Raw genomic sequence first — 15,993 nt, 5'->3', positions numbered from 1 at the left:
CTATATGCCGGTTATGAACACCGATGTCGCCCGACCTGCAGAGGCCCCCTCCCCTGCCCCCGCTCAAGGGGTGACCGTGTGGTTCGATGGCGCTTGCCCGCTGTGCCTTCGGGAGATCGCGCTGATGCGTCGGCTCGACCGGCGTGGGGCGATAAACTTCGTCGATGTATCGTCACCTGATGCGCTCTGTCCGATCGACCAGCGCGAACTTCTCGCGCGGTTTCATGCGCGCGAAAACGGCGTGCTGCTGTCGGGCGCGGCGGCGTTCGCCGCAATGTGGCGGGCCATACCCGTGCTGAAGCCATTGGGCTGGGCAGCGCGCAATCGTGTAGTTTTGAAGGGGCTCGAATGGCTTTACCTCCGCTTTCTGGTGCTGCGACCGAGGCTGCAGCAAATGCTCGCCAACAAATGACGCCCAAACCAGCGAACGACGCATCGATGTTCCCCCCGACCCGGGCTGCTGGGCTTGAGCGGCTGGCGTCGTTCGTGCCGCATGCCGCAGGCGACTATGCGCAAGGGCGCAACACCGATCCCGGCCCGGGCAACCCCGGCGCGGTTTCGCGGCTGTCGCCCTATCTGCGCTACCGGATGCTGACCGAGCACGAGACGGTCGATGCGGTGCTGGCGCGGCATTCGCTGCAGTCGGCGGAAAAATACGTGCAGGAGGTGCTGTGGCGCACGTACTGGAAGGGCTGGCTCGAGATGCGCCCACAGGTTTGGACGCGGTTTCTAGCCGAGCGCGACCGACAGCGCGATGGCTTCAGCTATACCCGCGGGATCGAAGACGCCGAAGCGGGTCGCACCGGGATCGAGGGGTTCGATGACTGGGCACACGAGCTGGTCGAAACTGGCTATCTGCACAATCACGCGCGCATGTGGTTTGCCTCGATCTGGATTTTCACGCTCAAACTGCCCTGGGCACTGGGGGCGGATTTCTTCCTGCGCACACTTGTCGATGCCGATGCCGCATCCAACACTTTGTCGTGGCGCTGGGTCGCGGGATTGCAGACCGCAGGCAAGACCTATCTGGCCACCACCGACAACATCGCACGCTACACCAGTGGCCGGTTCGCGCCCAAGGGACTGGCGCAACATGCCGAGGCGCTGATTGAGGCCCCAGTCGAATCCGCGCGGCCGGTCGCCGATTTGCCGCGGTTCGATCCGGGCACTCCTTCGCTGCTGCTGGTGACGCCAGACGATCTCCACGCCGAGTCGGCGCTGGCGAACGACGCGGACCTGCGCGGCGCACTGGTGGTGGCAGATCACAGCCTGTTGTGGGGGGATGCTGCGCGCGGTTTCGTCAGCGGTGCGTCTGCGGACGCCACCACGCGCCTGTCTGCGCATTGCGGGTGTGCGGCAGATACGGCCTCCACTCTCGATGCCGCCACGCTGATCGATGCCGCGCAAAAGGCAGGCGCGCGCCAGATCGTGACACCCTATGCGCCGGTGGGGCCGGTCGCCGAGGCGCTTGCCAGACTGATGCCCGTGCTGGCGGCAGAGGGAATCCCGCTGGTGCAGGTCCGTCGTGAATGGGACGACAGCTTCTGGCCGCACGCAAAGAAGGGCTTCTTCCCGTTCAAGCAGCAGATGCCCAGGCTGCTCGCGGAAATCGGGACGCCCGGCTGGTAATCAGATCCCCAGCGCGGCTTTCCACTGCCCCAGCCGGGTATTGCGCGCGCGCGCATCCATCTGCGGCGAAAACACCTGTGTGCTCGACACCATCGTCTGCGCGTCCTCGAGCGAGGCGTATGCCCCTGCCCCGATTGCCGCGAGGATCGCCGCGCCGCGTGCGGTGGTCTCGACATCGACTGGACGCTCGCAGGGGATCGCCAGCACATCGGCGATGTCCTGCGCCAGCCAGTCGTTTGCGCTCATCCCACCATCGAGCCGCAGCACCGACCAGCCCGCGCCATCGGCGGCAAAGGCGCGCGCCAGATCGTGGAACACGTTGGCGACCGATTCGAGCGAAGCGCGGATGATGTGCGCACGGGTGGTCGAGAACGACAGCCCGGTGATGCTGCCGCGTGCATCGGGCAGCCAATACGGCGCGCCAAGCCCTGACAATGCGGGTACGACAACCACGCCGCCGCTATCGGGCACCGACCGGGCCAGCGCCTCGCTCTCGGCCGCGTTGCCCAGCATGCCGATGCTGTCGCGCAGCCATTTGACCAGGCTTCCGGCGACGAACACCGATCCTTCGAGCGCAAAGGTACGCACCCCGGCGACTTCGCACAACACAGTGCCAAGCAGCCGGTGTTCGGACCGGGGCGGTGTCTGCCCCATATTGGCGAGCACGAATGCGCCGGTGCCAAGCGTTGCCTTGGTCTGACCGTGCGCGAAACAGCCCTGGCCGATGGTCGCCGCCTGCTGGTCGCCCGCAAGACCCGTGATCGGGATCGCCGCGCCCAGAATTTCCGGCTTGGTCAGACCAAACGCCCCGGCACTGGGCACGATCTCGGGCAGGGCAGCGCGCGGCACCCCGAACAGGTCGCAAAGACCCTCGTCCCAGGATTGCGCGGTCAGCGGGAACAGCGAGGTGCGGCTGGCATTGGAAACATCGGTGATGTGAAGCCCGCCGGTGAGGTTCCAGACCAACCAGCTTTCGACGGTGCCGAAAGCAAGCCGGTCACCCAACGCCGCCGCGCCGTCCACGTTTTTTAGGATCCACGCCATCTTGGTCGCGGAGAAGTAAGGGTCGAGCAGCAGGCCCGTGGTGATCTGGATCGAAGGCTCGTGCCCCGCATCGCGCAAGGCTCGGCATTGCTCCTCGGTGCGGCGATCCTGCCAGACGATCGCGCGGCACAAGGGTTTGCCAGTGCTGCGGTCCCACGCAACCACGGTCTCGCGCTGGTTGGTGACGCCGATTGCCTCAATATGGTCCGCACCGCCTGCCCGCTCGACCATCGCGCGTGCGCAGCGCAGCGTCCTGTCCCAGATTTCCGTAGCATCGTGCTCAACCAGACCCGGCGCGGGGTAATGCTGGGTGATGTCTTCCTGCGACGTGGCGACAAGGTCGCCGGTCAGCGAATAGAGGATCGCTCGCGTGGAGGTGGTGCCCTCGTCGAGCACCAGCAGGAAGCGGTTGTCAGTCATGCGGCGAGCCTCATCCCAATCGAATTATCGTTTTTGTTGCGAACCGGGTTCCGGCATTTCCAGCAGATCGTCAATATCGGCCACCGCGAGGCCAAAGCGCGCAACCAGATCGGCGATGTCTGCGGGCCGTGCCATTTCGCCATCGTCACGCATGATCGCGCAGATCACCGCTGCGTCGCCGACCCCTGCGCGCTGGCACAGTTCGACCGCAGCCTCGGCGGCTGCCGCACGTTCGGCAACGCCGCCGGGCGAGATGATCAGCGGGAAGACGTGGCCAGGCGAGACAATGTCCTCATGCGTCGCGTCGGGGGCCACTGCGACCTTGACCGTCTGCGCGCGATCAGCCGCGGAGATGCCCGTGGTCACGCCCTCGCTGGCCTCGATCGAGCGGCCCAGGGGCCGACCGGATTGCCGCTCGGTGCCTTCGTTCATCAGGCTGATCCCCAGCCGCTCGGCGCGGTCCTGCCGCATCGCCAGGCAGATCAGCCCGCGACCATGCGTCGCCAGGAAGTTGATCGCATCGGCATCGGCGTGGCTGGCCGCCACGCAGAAATCCATGTCGCCCCGGCGAAAGCGGTCGCCGGTGATGATGATCACCTCGCCCCGCGCCAGCGCGTCCAACGCAGATTGTACCCCGCTCATGCGGTAGCCTGTGACATTGCCGAAAGGCTCATCGCGCCGTGCACCACCTGCTGGCCGACCAGATCGAGCTGCACCTTCGCACGGTCGTCGAGGCATTCGCCATCGACCGAAAACAGCCCCGGAAAGGTGCGAATCGTCGCCCCCATAGGCGTGGGCCAGCCGCGCAGCGCGTGGACGATGCTGCGCAAGGTCTGCATCGTGCTCATCGTCGCCTGGTCGCCATAGGCGGTCGCGATCAGCCCGACCGCACGGCCATCGAGATAGGGCCGCGTGTCCTTCGACAGGTCCTCGAGGTAATCGAGCGCGTTCTTGACCAGCCCCGAGATTGTGCCGTGATAGCCGGGCGCTGCCAGCAGCAGACCATCGGCCTGGCGCACGGCCTCGACCAGTTCGCTGCCCTCGGCGCCCGCATGTGCGGTGCTGCGATAATGCGGCAGTGCGGCGAGATACGCCCCGTCGAACAGCTGCACCTCCGCGCCGTGCGCCGCTGCGCTGGCCATCGCTGTCCGCAAGGCGAGTTCGGTGGTGCTGCTTGCAGATACTGTTCCGCCAATGGCGACGATACGGGGTGTCATGAAACGGGTTCCTTGGTGAAAAAGTTGCGCAAAGCATCCTGCTCGCGCTCAGACAGGCGAAGACCAAGCTTGGAGCGCCGCCACAGCACGTCATCGGCCTCGCACGCCCATTCGTTGGCGATCAGATAGCGGACCTCGCGTTCGGTCAGTCCCTCGCCAAAATGCGCGCCGCAGTCAGCCAGGCTTGTCGCATCGCCCAGGATCGTGGTGGCGAGCGTGCCGTAGGAGCGAATCAGGCGATCGGCCCATTTGGCTTCCAGGAACGGATAGCGCGCGCGCAGATCGGCGATGCGCTGGTCGACCTCATGGACACCAAAGTCGCCTCCGGGCAGTGGCCGGGTGTCGGTCCAGTGCGCGCCTGCCAGCGCGGGAATGCGCTCGGCCATGCGATCGACCGCTACCTGCGCCAGCGTGCGGAAGGTGGTGATCTTGCCGCCGAACACCGAGAGGATCGGCGCGCCCTCATGAGCGTCGCTGACGTCGAAGCGATAGCCGCGCGTCGCCGCCTCGGGCTTGCCCGATCCGTCATCGACCAAGGGCCGCACCCCCGAATAGCTCCACACCACTTGCGACGGCGTGACGGGCTTGGCGAAGAACCGGCTAGCGCCCTCGCACAGATAGGCGATTTCCTCGTCGCTCGCGACGATCGGCTCGCCGGGCGTGTGGTCGCGATCGGTGGTGCCGATCAGCGTGAAGTCCTGCTCGTAAGGGATCGCAAAGAAGATGCGGCCATCGGGAAGCTGGAAGAAATAGGGATGCGGGTGATCGAACAGTTTGCGCACCACGATGTGCGACCCGCGCACCAGCCGGATCGCCTGTTTGGGCGTCTCGCCGCTGCGGCCCAGAATGCCGAGCACCGACGGCCCTGCCGCATTGATCACCGAGCGGGCGGTGAAATGGCCATCCGCGGTCTCGATGTGCCAGAGCTCCCCTGCCCGTTCGAGCTTCGTGACCGGGCAGCGGGTATGGACCTGCGCCCCGTGGTTAGCCGCGTCGCGGGCGTTGAGCACGACAAGGCGCGAATCATCGACCCAGCCGTCCGAATAGACAAAGCCGTGGACGAATTCGCTCTTGAGCGGTGCGCCCGCCGGGTGCTGGTGCAGCCGCACCGTTTCGGTCGCGGGCAGCAGCTTGCGCGTGCCCAGATGGTCGTACAGGAACAGCCCGAGCCTGAGCAGCCAGCGCGGGCGCAGCCCCTGCACCCACGGCAGCACGAAACGCATCGGCCAGATGATGTGCGGCGCGATTTTCCAGAGCTTCTCCCGCTCGCCCAGCGCCTCGCGCACCAGGCCGAACTCGTAATGCTCCAGATAGCGCAGCCCGCCATGGATCAGCTTGCTCGAGTTGGACGAAGTGCCGCTGGCGAGATCCTGCGCCTCGAGCAGCAGCACTTTCGCGCCGCGCCCGGCGGCATCGCGCGCGATGCCGGTGCCGTTAACACCGCCGCCGATGACGGCGACGTCGAAGATCGAAGGTTCGCCGGGCAAGCCTTGCTCCATCAGATGTTCAGCGGTCCGTGCTGAATATGCGGCAGCACATAGCGCGCGAACATATCGGCTTCCTGCATGTGCGGATAGCCTGAGAGGATGAACGCCTCGATACCCTCGGCCTGGTAGGCACGCAGCTTGGCGAGCACCTGATCGGGGGTGCCGACGATGGCCGCGCCACAGCCCGAGCGCGCCCGGCCGATGCCGGTCCACAGGTGCTCTTCTACAAAGCCATCGCCATCGGCCGCGCCGCGCAGTTCCTGCTGGCGCTGGACGCCGTAGTTCTTGGCATCGAGCGACTGTTCGCGGATGGCCCGGCCGGCCTCATCGTCGAGCTTGGACAGCAGCCGGTCGGCATAGGCCCGAGCCTCGTCCTCGGTCTCGCGGACGATGACATGCGCGCGATAGCCGAACTTGAGCGTGCGGCCATAGCGCGCGGCGCGCTGCGTCAGGTCGGCGATGTTCTCGCGGACCTTGTCCATCGTGTCGGGCCACATCAGATAGACGTCCGAGGCTTCGGCGGCGCATTCGCGCGCATCATGGCTGAGCCCGCCGAAGTAGAACGCGGGGCACTTGCCCGAGAGCGTCCCGACACGCGGCGGATCGAGCTCGAGCTGGTAGAACTCGCCCTGGAAATCGAGATGCTCGCCATTGAGCAGCGTTTTGACGATCTTCATGATCTCGGTCGCGCGGGCATAGCGCGGGCCGGACTCGATTTTCTCACCGGGCATATCGGACGAGATGATGTTGACGTTGAGCCGCCCGCCGGTGCCGTCCGCATTCGGGCCGAGGATGCGATCCAATGTCGCGATGCGGCGCGCCAGTTGCGGCGGCCAGTCTTCGCCCATCCGAGTCGCCCACAGCAGCTTGATCCTGCGGACCTGGGTGGCAACAGCGGCGGCGAACGCAGTGGTGTCCAGCCCCAGCGCATAGCCCGATGGCAGCAGGATGTTGTCGAACCCGCCCTCTTCGGCGCGCAGCACGATGTTGCGGCAGTGCTCCCAGCTCGATTGCAGATATTTGTCGGGAACGCCGAGAAACTCGTAGTCATCGTCGCACAGCGCCGAAAACCAGGAGATTTCGCATTGGCCGGTCGGTTGGTTCATGTTTCGGTTCCTTCGGAATTGCCCGGCGCAGGGCCTTCGACAGGCTCAGGCTGAGCGGAGGTGTTTTATGTTTTAGCCCCAACCCCGCTCATGCTGAGCTTGTCGAAGCACCCGGCGTAACGTTACGGCAGCGTAACGCCGCGCGCCGCGACGAGCACCGCGTACCATTCCTGCCGCGTCCAGCGCACGTTCAGCGCCTGCGCGCCCTCTGCGATGCGGCCTGGCTGCTGCGATCCGATGATCGGGATGATGCCTGCCGGATGCGCCATCAGCCATGAATAGGCCGCCACGGTGCGCGACACGCCATGCGCCTGCGCCACCGTATCGAGCGCGGCGGCGACCGCCTTGTCGCTTGCGGTTTCCGGCGCGGCGAGACGCCCGCCACCCAGCGGCGACCACGCCATCGGGGTCAGGCTCAGCATCATCGCCTGATCGAGCTCTCCGTTCTCGAAGCAGTCGATCCGCAAGGGACTGATCTCGGGCTGAGTCGTCACCAGCTTTTCCGCAAGGAAATGGTCGAGCGCTGCAATCTGCGCCATCGTGAAGTTCGAGACGCCGATGGTGCGGATCTTGCCCGATGCCACCGCATCGTCGAGCACGCGCGCGGTTTCCTGCGGGTGGGCGAGGATATCGGGACGGTGGATCTGCCACAGATCGACCATGTCGACCTTGAGCCGGGCCAGCGAATCATCGATCGCCTTGCGCAGATAGTCCGCGCTCTGGTCGTACGGCAGCGGGGGCAGGATACCGCCCTTGGTCGCCAGCACCATGCGATCGCGCAATTCGGGTTCCGCCGCGAGCACCTCGCCCAGCAGCGCCTCGGCATCGCCAAAGCCATCGGTGCCGTTGAAGCCATAGATATCGGCGGTGTCGAGGAAGTTAATTCCCGCATCGAGCGCGGCGTGTACCAGCGTCGTCGCCTCGGCGACGCTGCGGCCGTTATCGGCGAGCCGCCACATGCCCCAGGCAATGGGGGACACGGCAATATCGCTGCGCCCGAGAGGACGGAAGGCAGGGGACTTGGGCAATTCGCTCATGAAATTATCCTGTTGGGAGGCGCGACCGACGCGCGTTCGATTAAGGTGTGCGGCAGGCGGCGGTGCGAGATCGCACCGCCGGCAATCAGAATCTCGGTGGCGGTGCGCGCCAGTTCGATCATCGGTTGGTGAATGGTGGTCAGCGGCGGCCAGACGGTGCGCGCCAGCGTGGTATCGTCAAAGCCCGCGACCGACAGCTCGGCCGGCACCGCCACCCCGCGGTCGTGCGCAACCGCAAGCACGCCGGCGGCCATATCGTCGTTCGAAGCGAAGATCGCGGTCGGGCGATTGGGCAGATCGAGCAAAACCCGTCCGCCGCGCACGCCCGAATCGAAATCGAACTCGCCATCGCAAACCAACACCGGATCAAAGGGCAGCCCCGCCCGGTCCAGCGCGCGGCGATAGCCGAAGGTGCGGTCGTCCGACGCCATATGGTTGGGGTGGCCCTTGATGAAGCCGATGCGGCGGTGGCCGGCGTTGATCAGGTGGGTGGTCATGTCATCGGCGGCCTGGGCATCGTCCATGAACACCGAACTCGTCAGCGCGTGATTGGTGCCGGGCGAAATCCGCACGAACGGCACGTCGAGCGCCTCAAGCGCGCGCAGCACGGGATCGCAATCGGTCACCGGCGACGAGAGGATGATGCCATCGACATGCGTCTCGGTGACGAGGCCGCGCACCTGCTCTCCAACATCGGGATCGGCGACATCGACCGGCTGGGCGAGCAGCCGGATATGGTTGGCGCGGCAGAAATCCCAGCAGCCGGTCTGGATCTGGAACATGTAATAGGGGCTGTGATTGTCGTAGATCAGCGCGATCTGGTTCGACTTGCCGCCCGACAGGATGCGCGCGGCGACGCTGGGGCGGAAATCGAGAGTCCGCATCGCATCTTCCACCCGGGTGCGGGTTTCTGCACTGACATAAGGATGGCCGTTGAGCACCCGGCTGACGGTCTTCACCGCGACCCCGGCCTTTGCTGCGACATCCTTGATATTGGCCCGCTCGCTCATCGGTTCAGCACCTCCTGCAGCCCGGCGAACAGCGCCGCAAAATCGCTGTCGGGGCGGTAGAACACAGGTGGCTGACCGATCGGCGCGGGGACCGTGTGCGTCCCGGGCGCATAATCCGCACCCGTCCAGACATGCCGCCAGAGCCCTTCCCCCGGAAGGATCACCTGGCGTTGCACAGCCCCCTGCTCAATGACCGGCGCCACCAGCAAATCGGCACCGTAGAGAAACTGGTCCTGCACCGTAAAGAGCGCAGGCTCATCCGGGTAATGCAGGAACAATGGCCGCTGGGCAGGAAGCCCCGCCTCGCTCGCCTTGATGCACAGCTGGCGGACGTAGGGCGCAAGGTGCGCGTGCACCCGGCTCCAGCGTGCAAAGCAGGCGAGCAGCTCGGCGTTGCTGTCGTATTGCAGATTGTCGTCGGGCCGGTTGCCCTCATGACTGCGCATCACCGGCGCGAACGCTGCTAGCTCGCACCAGCGCTGCATCAGCTCCGGCGTGCGGATGTTGCCGTGCAGCGAGGTGTAGCCGCCGCAATCCGAATGGCTGTAGGCGTTGCCGACAAGCCCTGCGGACAACGCACCGGTGATCACCGTACCGATGCCATCGTGCCGGGTGAAATCGACCGACTGGTCGCCCGCCCACAGCAACGGGCAGTGCGCCTGCACGCCCGAAAACCCTGCGCGCATGAAGAACACCGCATCGCCGGTCCGCCCCCGGCTTTCGACCGCGCGCGCATTGACCTCGGCCCACAGCACCGGCCACAGATTGTGCGCCTGCATCGGGTCCGATCCATCGGCCAGACGCAGGTCGGTGGGGAGGTACTCGCCGAAGTCGGCCATCCAGCCATCGATCCCGATGTCGAGCATCTCTCGGCCCAGCACGCGCTCGGCGAACCAGGCGCGGGTCGCCTCACGGGTGAAATCGACCACGCCGCAATCGAATTCGCCAAAGTCGACAAGGTAGACGTCATCGCTGTCTTGGCGCAGGCAGAAATGACCGCCGGCGCGACCTTCCTCGTAAAGGTCGCCATCGACCGCGATATAGGGGTTGGCATAGGCCATGAAACGGATGCCGCGTCCGTGCAGTCCGGCGATCCGCGCCTTGAGGTCGGGATAGCGCTGAGCACTGCGCGTGCCATTGTGCCAGTCCCAGAACAGGCGGCGGCCGAACGTTGTCTCGCGGACGCCCGCCCAGTCCTCGCACCACACTGCGGAGACCGCCGCGCCAGCCTCGATGAACCGCTCGAGTCGGTCAAAGCTCGATGCGCCCGATTTCAGCCCGACGATCGCACCACCGATCGCCCAATCGGGCAATTGCGGCTGGCGTCCGAAGTGGGTGGAAAGCTGCCCCACCAGACCTGTTGGCGCCGCGTCGGCAAAAAGCTCGAAGGTTGCAGCGTTGCTCCACACATCGACCGCATGGACACCCGGATCGGTGAAATCGAGCACGCTGTAGCAGCTGGCATCCAGATGCACCGCCAGCCAGCAGGAATCATGGCGCGAGGTCAGGAAGGTCGGCTGCGGATAATTGGTGTTCCAGTAATCGCCGCCTGCCATGCCGTCGGCGTCCATGATCTGCGTAAGTTCGGTCGACTTGTCGCGCCCGACGCCAGGTTCGCTGGTCCAGATCGGAAAAGCACGGCCGTTCAGCGCCAGATAGCTCATCTGCTCGCCGCCACCCCAGACATGCTCGCCGGGCTCGGCGTGGAAGTTGACCCGCAGTCGGTCATAGCCTGCCACCAGCGTACGAACTTTGAGCGTATTGGATGCCAGTTCGATCCGCGCGACCGCAACATCGCCATCGAGCAATTCGACGCCCTGGTAGCAAGTGCGCCACCCGCTCGGCGTAACGGCATCGCCGGGGCTATCGGAGATGCGGAAATTGCCGCGAACCATGACGATATCGGCGTTGCCGCGCGCCATGACCACCGCAGGACAGGAAAGGCTGTGCCGCAGCACCAGACGATCCCCAAAGCGGAGATCGAACCCGTCATTTCCGGCCTCGAGCCGCAGTTTCAACCTATTATCCTCACCTGCACATGCGGGACTGTGGCGAAATGGTCGCAGCCGCTGTGCGTTTTTCTGACACCGCTTGACATATCGGGACAGTCATAGCAGATCAAGCGCCAATCGCGGCGACCATACCAAGGGGCAACAAGCCCCCGCTACGACCGCAGTCTCGCAGGGAGAGGTTATCATGGCATTCACAAAACACCCATCCGTTCGCGCACTCGCGCTGTCCGCCACCGCACTTTCGCTGGGCTTTTCCGCGCCTGCATTCGCGCAGGACGCGACCCAGGAAAACACCGGCGGAATCACCGAAATCGTCGTGACCGCACAGAAGGTCGCTGAAAACGTGCAGGACGTGCCGATCGCGATCACCGCGATCACCGCCGACCGGCTCGAGTCTTCGGGCGTCACCAGCCTCGAGGGCCTCACCCAGCTGGTTCCTTCGGTCACCTTCCGCAAGGGCACGACCAGCGCCAACAGCGCCATCGTGATGCGCGGCGTCGGTACGATCACTTTCTCTGTCGCCGCCGAACCCAGCGTCTCGACCGTGGTCGATGGCGTCGTTCTGAGCCGTTCGGGCCAGGCGTTCATGGATCTGGTCGATGCCGAGCGGCTTGAAGTGCTGCGCGGCCCCCAGGGCACATTGTTCGGCAAGAACGCGTCGGCGGGTTTGGTCAACATCATCTCGAAGGGCGGTACCGATAGCTTCGAAGCCGAAGCGCGCGCCGACATCTTCGAAGGCGACGAATACCGCCTGCGCGCCGCGATCTCCGGTCCGCTCGCCGAAGGCCTGACCGGGCGCATCACCGGCTTCTATGGCAGCTTCGATGGCAACATCACCAATATCAACGGCGGCCGCCGCAACCAGATCAACGGTTACGAGCATTACGGCGCACGCGGCATCCTCGATTATGACACCGGCGGCTCGAGCTTCCGCTTCATCGCCGACTATTTCGAAGCCGATGATGATTGCTGCGCCGATGTCACCGGCGTCAGCCGCGGCGCGGTACTCGATGCCGAGCTCGGCCTGCCCGGCGGCGTGGCGCGCGGCGTCAACCAGCGCTTCGTCAACCACAACCTAGTTACCCGCACCCTCGACAAGCAGTGGAGCCTGACCGCATCGGGCGATTTCGACGTCTTCACCAGCCATGTGCTCAGCGTCGTTGCTGGCTATCGCAACTGGGAAAACATCGAAATCCGCGAAGGCGACTTCCTGCCGCGCGCACTGGTCGGCACTGGCGAGCTGCATGACAACGGCGCGGTCCGCACCGAGCAGCTCTCGCTCGAAGTGCGTCTGGCATCGGACCAGAGCCAACCGTTCTTCTATCAGGTCGGCGGCTTCCTGTGGGGTTCGGACAACGAGCAGGACTTCACCCGCCGCAACATCACCTGCAACAGCTCGACTCTGCCGGTCGATCCGATCACCGGCGGTCAGCCGTGCAACGTGAATGACACTGTCAACACGCTGTTCCCGACCGCAACCTCGTTCAGCGACGTCAAGTCGCGCAACTATGCGATCTTCGGCCAGGCGACCTACCGCCTGACCGAGCAGCTCGCGGTGATCGGTGGCCTGCGCTACACCTGGGACGACCTTGAGTTCACCCACACCCGCGCACCGGGTGTCAATGCGACCACCGGCCTCCCCGCAACCGGCCCCGGCGTTTCGGGCGCGCCTGCCGGCGGCACGATTGCAACCGGCGGCAACGGCACCAACACCTCGGCAGGATCGAGCAGCAACGGCAACCTTTCGGGCCGCGCCGCGCTCCAGTTCAAGCCATCCGAAGACGTGATGCTTTATGGCAGCTACACCCGCGGCTACAAGGGCCCGGCGTTCAACGTGTTCTTCAACCACACCGCGCCAACCAACGCGATCCCGATCGACGAGGAAACCTCCGACGCGTTCGAAATCGGCATCAAGTCGCAGTTCCTCGACAACCGCGTGCAGGTCAACGCCTCGGCGTTCACCGTCACCTATGACGGCTTCCAGGCGAACAACTTCGTCCTGTTGAACGGCGCAGTCGTTTCCAACCTGACCAACGCCGGATCGGTGAAGAGCGAAGGCTTTGAAATCGATCTGCTCGCAGTCCCGGTCGATGGCTGGACGCTGCGCGCGAGCGGTGCCTATGCCGATGCGCGGGTCAAGCGCTTCAACCCCAACCCCGCGACCAACGCTCCGGATGCCCGCAACGGCACCCAGCTGCCGCTCGCGCCCAAGTTTACCTGGACCATCGGCAGCAGCTATGAACGCGATCTGGGCGCGGTGAAGGTCTATCTCGACACCGACTTCCGCCACGTCAGCCGCCAGTTCTCCGACCTCGGCGAATCCGGCCCGATCGAAGCTTATGGCATCTGGAACGGCTCGGTCGGATTCTCCGACCCCGAAGACAACTATCGCATCAGCTTCCTGGCGCGCAACATCACCGACAAGGCCTACGCCCTGCTCAACGTCAGCGCCGGCCAGCGCCTGCAGATCCCGCGCGATGCGGACCGCTATTTTGGCGTGAGCCTGCGGGCACGCCTGCGCTGATTGGGTCAGGGATAGCATAAGCCGTTCGGGTCGCAGGGCAGACAATGAGGGCTCCGGGCGCAAGGCTCGGGGCCCTTTTTTTGTAACCTCAAATCCTCCCCGGAACGGGGAGGGGGACCACAAAGTGGTGGAGGGGAAGCGTCCGGCTGACTCGTCCGCACCCCAGGGCACAAACCCGCTGCCCCTCCGTCATGGCTACGCTGTGCAACCTCCCCTGACGGGGAAGATTTGGAATGTGCGGACACGCATCCCCCGCTCTCCGGCAAAGGCCGAAGCCCAGTGGTCGGATGATACAGTCGCGATTGGCACCACGCTTCTTCGCTTCTTTGCGTGAAAATCTATGGCTTACGCGAAGCCGCGAAGCCGCAAATACCGGCGTTGAGACGAAACGCCCATAAATTTACCCCGGTAATATTGACACCTCGTTTTACCCGGGTATAAAACTCGCTACCGTCAACCGAGGTGTCCAAGCAATGTCCAACGTAACCGCCTTTCAGAATGGCAGGCAGATCGCGTCAGGTCCTCGTGACGACGTTGGCAGAGCACTGGCTCAGGCATTGTCGGAACAGGACGGCACGATCCTGGTGTTCGAGGATTCGACAGGCCGGGTCACCGATCTCGACTACCGAAACATCGCTCCGCGATCAGCAGGCAGGCCCAAGCTCGGTGTTCAATCCCGGGAGGTCACGCTGCTTCCCAGGCATTGGGACTGGCTGGCCAGTCAATCCGGCGGGGCTTCCGCCGCGCTGCGCAGGCTGATCGATCAGCAACGCGGCAATGGCCGCACTCAGCGGGAAAGCCGCGACGCGGCGTATCGGTTCATGCAAGCAGCGTGTGGCGATATGCCGCAGTATGAAGAGGCGCTTCGTGCGCTGTATTCTGCGCGTCCCGATGAATTTCAGGCCCTGATCAGTCCATGGCCTGCCGACATCGTGCGTTACGTGAACACGCTGCTTGGTGATGAAGTCGCTGACGCGTGACGAGTGTGTATGCTCTCTCCCCTTTAGGGGAGAGATACGTGAGGCTTGGCATAGCTGCCTAGCCGGAGTTGAGAGGGGCGAGTGGGCCGTGCATCCCCCTCTCCCCCCGCCGCCTGACGGCAGCTCCGCTCTCTCCCCTGAAGGGGCGAGGGCTAAGCCCTCACTCCGCCGCCAGTTTCAGCTTCGGGATCATCACCTGGATGAACGCCAGCGCGACCAGATACGCGCTGCCGCAAATCGCGAACAGGGGCACGTAACCCCTGCCGCTGCCCAGCGAGTAGCCCGCAAACTCGATGATTGCGGTGCCCGACAGGTTGCCCGCGACCGCGCCTAGCGCGATGACGCTGGCGACGCGGGTGGCGGGGATGATGTCGGCGGTCATGCCGAAGACGTTGGTCGAAAAGCCCTGATGCGCAAACAGGCCGAAGCCGATCAGCACCGCGGCGAGCCACGGGTTGTCGGTGAGCAGAGCCAGCGGCATCGCCAGCACGACCACCGCGTAGAACAGCATCGAGGTCTTGCGCGCGGCGTTGACGGTCATGCCGCGGCTGAGCAGGATCGGGTACAGTCCTCCGGACGTGATCGCGCCCAAGGCCGCCAGCGTGAAGATGATCGCGATCGGCCAGCCCAGTTCGCCCTGCGCCATATCAAACTGCCGGTTGAAGAAATCGGGCATCCAGAACAGCACGAACCACCACACCGCATCGATGCAGAACTTCGCGCCGATCACGGTCCATGTCTTGCGATCGGAGAGCAGGATCCCCCATGGCACGCGCGCGCGCTCGGGCAGGTCGCCCAGAGGCTTGAGGTTGCGGGTACCGTACCACCAGCCCGCGAGCCAGACGAAGCCGAGCGCGCCGGTGACCCAGAACGCCGCCTGCCAGCCGAAGGCGAGCGCGAACGGCGGGATGAGCAGCGGGGTGATGATCGCGCCGATATTGGGCGCGGTGTTGATCAGCCCGATGGCGAAATTGCGTTCCTTGACCGGCAGATACATCGCAGCGGCCTTGAGCCCTGCTGGTGTGCTGACCGATTCGCCCGCTGCCAGCACGATCCGCGCGGCGACGAACTGCTGCACCGTTTGCGCCAGCGCATGCGCCATTCCGGCTGCGCTCCAGACCACGACCGCGATCGAATAGGCAACCCGCACCCCCAGCCGGTCGACGAACCAGCCGACAAACAGCAACGTGCCCGCCGCTGCGATCTGGAAGGAGGAGCCTAGGTGCGCATAGTCTGCATCCGACCAGCCGAATTCGGCCTCGAGCGTGGGCTTCAGCAGCGCCAGCACCTGCCGATCGACATAATTGAGCGCATTGCCCAGGAACAACAGAGCGACCAGCGCCACTGCAGCGCCGCGCGCCACCCCCTGTTGCGCCGTTTGTTTTTGGGCCTCGTTCATTGCAAATTCCTCCCCGTCCGGGCCGTTATGCGCCGCTTCTTGCTTGCACGATAGCCGCTCGCGTGCGTAAGAAAAGCCTTATATGACACCGAAGGACATACTTTCAGGTCGGCCGATGGGAGAGGCAA

13 protein-coding genes are annotated in these 15,993 nt (G+C 64.8%); 4 read left to right on the top strand and 9 right to left on the bottom strand.

Features of this window, described 5'->3' with window-relative positions; translation table 11 throughout:
- Positions 1 to 13: 13 nt before the first annotated feature.
- A complete protein-coding gene (locus IEW00_RS08320; protein ID WP_188514557.1) occupies positions 14 to 412 on the top strand; it encodes a thiol-disulfide oxidoreductase DCC family protein in 399 nt (132 codons plus the stop codon).
- Positions 409 to 1,629, top strand: coding sequence for an FAD-binding domain-containing protein (locus IEW00_RS08315; protein ID WP_229736908.1), 1,221 nt, complete (start codon positions 409 to 411; stop codon positions 1,627 to 1,629). Before IEW00_RS08320 ends, IEW00_RS08315 begins: the two co-directional genes overlap by 4 nt.
- Here the strand turns inward: IEW00_RS08315 and IEW00_RS08310 are convergent, their stop codons facing one another.
- The 8 genes from IEW00_RS08310 to IEW00_RS08275 all read right to left on the bottom strand — a co-directional run bounded on the left by IEW00_RS08310 (position 1,630) and on the right by IEW00_RS08275 (position 10,968).
- Positions 1,630 to 3,093 carry a glycerol kinase gene (locus IEW00_RS08310; protein WP_188513951.1) on the bottom strand — a complete coding sequence of 488 codons (1,464 nt, stop codon included), beginning with the start codon at positions 3,091 to 3,093 and terminating at the stop codon, positions 1,630 to 1,632. It lies immediately after the preceding gene.
- 24 nt (positions 3,094 to 3,117) lie between these two features.
- Positions 3,118 to 3,735, bottom strand: coding sequence for a 3,4-dihydroxy-2-butanone-4-phosphate synthase (locus IEW00_RS08305; protein ID WP_188513950.1), 618 nt, complete (start codon positions 3,733 to 3,735; stop codon positions 3,118 to 3,120).
- A complete protein-coding gene (locus tag IEW00_RS08300) occupies positions 3,732 to 4,310 on the bottom strand; it encodes an NADPH-dependent FMN reductase (RefSeq protein ID WP_188513949.1) in 579 nt (192 codons plus the stop codon). The genes IEW00_RS08305 and IEW00_RS08300 overlap by 4 nt, the downstream gene beginning before the upstream one ends.
- A complete protein-coding gene (gene glpD / locus IEW00_RS08295; RefSeq protein ID WP_229736907.1) occupies positions 4,307 to 5,797 on the bottom strand; it encodes a glycerol-3-phosphate dehydrogenase in 1,491 nt (496 codons plus the stop codon). The genes IEW00_RS08300 and glpD overlap by 4 nt, the downstream gene beginning before the upstream one ends.
- 11 nt (positions 5,798 to 5,808) lie before the next feature.
- Positions 5,809 to 6,903 carry an LLM class flavin-dependent oxidoreductase gene (locus tag IEW00_RS08290; protein ID WP_188513947.1) on the bottom strand — a complete coding sequence of 365 codons (1,095 nt, stop codon included), beginning with the start codon at positions 6,901 to 6,903 and terminating at the stop codon, positions 5,809 to 5,811.
- Between the two features lie 122 nt (positions 6,904 to 7,025).
- A complete protein-coding gene (locus IEW00_RS08285) occupies positions 7,026 to 7,940 on the bottom strand; it encodes an aldo/keto reductase (RefSeq protein WP_188513946.1) in 915 nt (304 codons plus the stop codon).
- Positions 7,937 to 8,950: a LacI family DNA-binding transcriptional regulator gene (locus IEW00_RS08280; RefSeq protein WP_188513945.1), complete on the bottom strand. Its 1,014-nt coding sequence runs from the start codon at positions 8,948 to 8,950 to the stop codon at positions 7,937 to 7,939. The genes IEW00_RS08285 and IEW00_RS08280 overlap by 4 nt, the downstream gene beginning before the upstream one ends.
- Positions 8,947 to 10,968 (bottom strand): alpha-glucosidase, encoded by a 2,022-nt coding sequence (locus IEW00_RS08275; protein ID WP_188513944.1) that lies wholly within the window; start codon positions 10,966 to 10,968, stop codon positions 8,947 to 8,949. Before IEW00_RS08275 ends, IEW00_RS08280 begins: the two co-directional genes overlap by 4 nt.
- A 178-nt stretch (positions 10,969 to 11,146) precedes the next feature.
- Between IEW00_RS08275 and IEW00_RS08270 the strand changes: the two genes are divergently transcribed.
- Positions 11,147 to 13,486: a TonB-dependent receptor gene (locus IEW00_RS08270; RefSeq protein WP_188513943.1), complete on the top strand. Its 2,340-nt coding sequence runs from the start codon at positions 11,147 to 11,149 to the stop codon at positions 13,484 to 13,486.
- A 473-nt stretch (positions 13,487 to 13,959) separates the two neighbouring features.
- Complete coding sequence (locus IEW00_RS08265; RefSeq protein WP_188513942.1) at positions 13,960 to 14,466, top strand: DUF2239 family protein; 507 nt, start codon at positions 13,960 to 13,962, stop codon at positions 14,464 to 14,466.
- Between the two features lie 160 nt (positions 14,467 to 14,626).
- On the opposite strand, the gene IEW00_RS08260 is transcribed toward IEW00_RS08265, so the two are convergent.
- Positions 14,627 to 15,865, bottom strand: coding sequence for an MFS transporter (locus IEW00_RS08260; protein WP_188513941.1), 1,239 nt, complete (start codon positions 15,863 to 15,865; stop codon positions 14,627 to 14,629).
- Positions 15,866 to 15,993 lie beyond the last annotated feature (128 nt).

It is taken from the genome of Blastomonas aquatica, assembly GCF_014639875.1.
Lineage (GTDB): Bacteria > Pseudomonadota > Alphaproteobacteria > Sphingomonadales > Sphingomonadaceae > Blastomonas > Blastomonas aquatica.
The sequence above is the reverse complement of the archived record's forward strand: the minus strand, read 5'-3'. Positions and strand labels throughout refer to the sequence as shown.

Bases quoted from the DNA above. Each gene is read 5' to 3' on its own strand.
- IEW00_RS08270 (WP_188513943.1), top strand. From the start codon at position 11,147: ATGGCATTCACAAAACACCCATCCGTTCGCGCACTCGCGCTGTCCGCC.
- IEW00_RS08315 (WP_229736908.1), top strand. From the start codon at position 409: ATGACGCCCAAACCAGCGAACGACGCATCGATGTTCCCCCCGACCCGG.
- IEW00_RS08280 (WP_188513945.1), bottom strand. From the start codon at position 8,950: ATGAGCGAGCGGGCCAATATCAAGGATGTCGCAGCAAAGGCCGGGGTC.
- IEW00_RS08290 (WP_188513947.1), bottom strand. From the start codon at position 6,903: ATGAACCAACCGACCGGCCAATGCGAAATCTCCTGGTTTTCGGCGCTG.
- IEW00_RS08285 (WP_188513946.1), bottom strand. From the start codon at position 7,940: ATGAGCGAATTGCCCAAGTCCCCTGCCTTCCGTCCTCTCGGGCGCAGC.
- IEW00_RS08310 (WP_188513951.1), bottom strand. From the start codon at position 3,093: ATGACTGACAACCGCTTCCTGCTGGTGCTCGACGAGGGCACCACCTCC.
- IEW00_RS08260 (WP_188513941.1), bottom strand. From the start codon at position 15,865: ATGAACGAGGCCCAAAAACAAACGGCGCAACAGGGGGTGGCGCGCGGC.
- IEW00_RS08300 (WP_188513949.1), bottom strand. From the start codon at position 4,310: ATGACACCCCGTATCGTCGCCATTGGCGGAACAGTATCTGCAAGCAGC.
- IEW00_RS08320 (WP_188514557.1), top strand. From the start codon at position 14: ATGAACACCGATGTCGCCCGACCTGCAGAGGCCCCCTCCCCTGCCCCC.
- IEW00_RS08305 (WP_188513950.1), bottom strand. From the start codon at position 3,735: ATGAGCGGGGTACAATCTGCGTTGGACGCGCTGGCGCGGGGCGAGGTG.
- IEW00_RS08265 (WP_188513942.1), top strand. From the start codon at position 13,960: ATGTCCAACGTAACCGCCTTTCAGAATGGCAGGCAGATCGCGTCAGGT.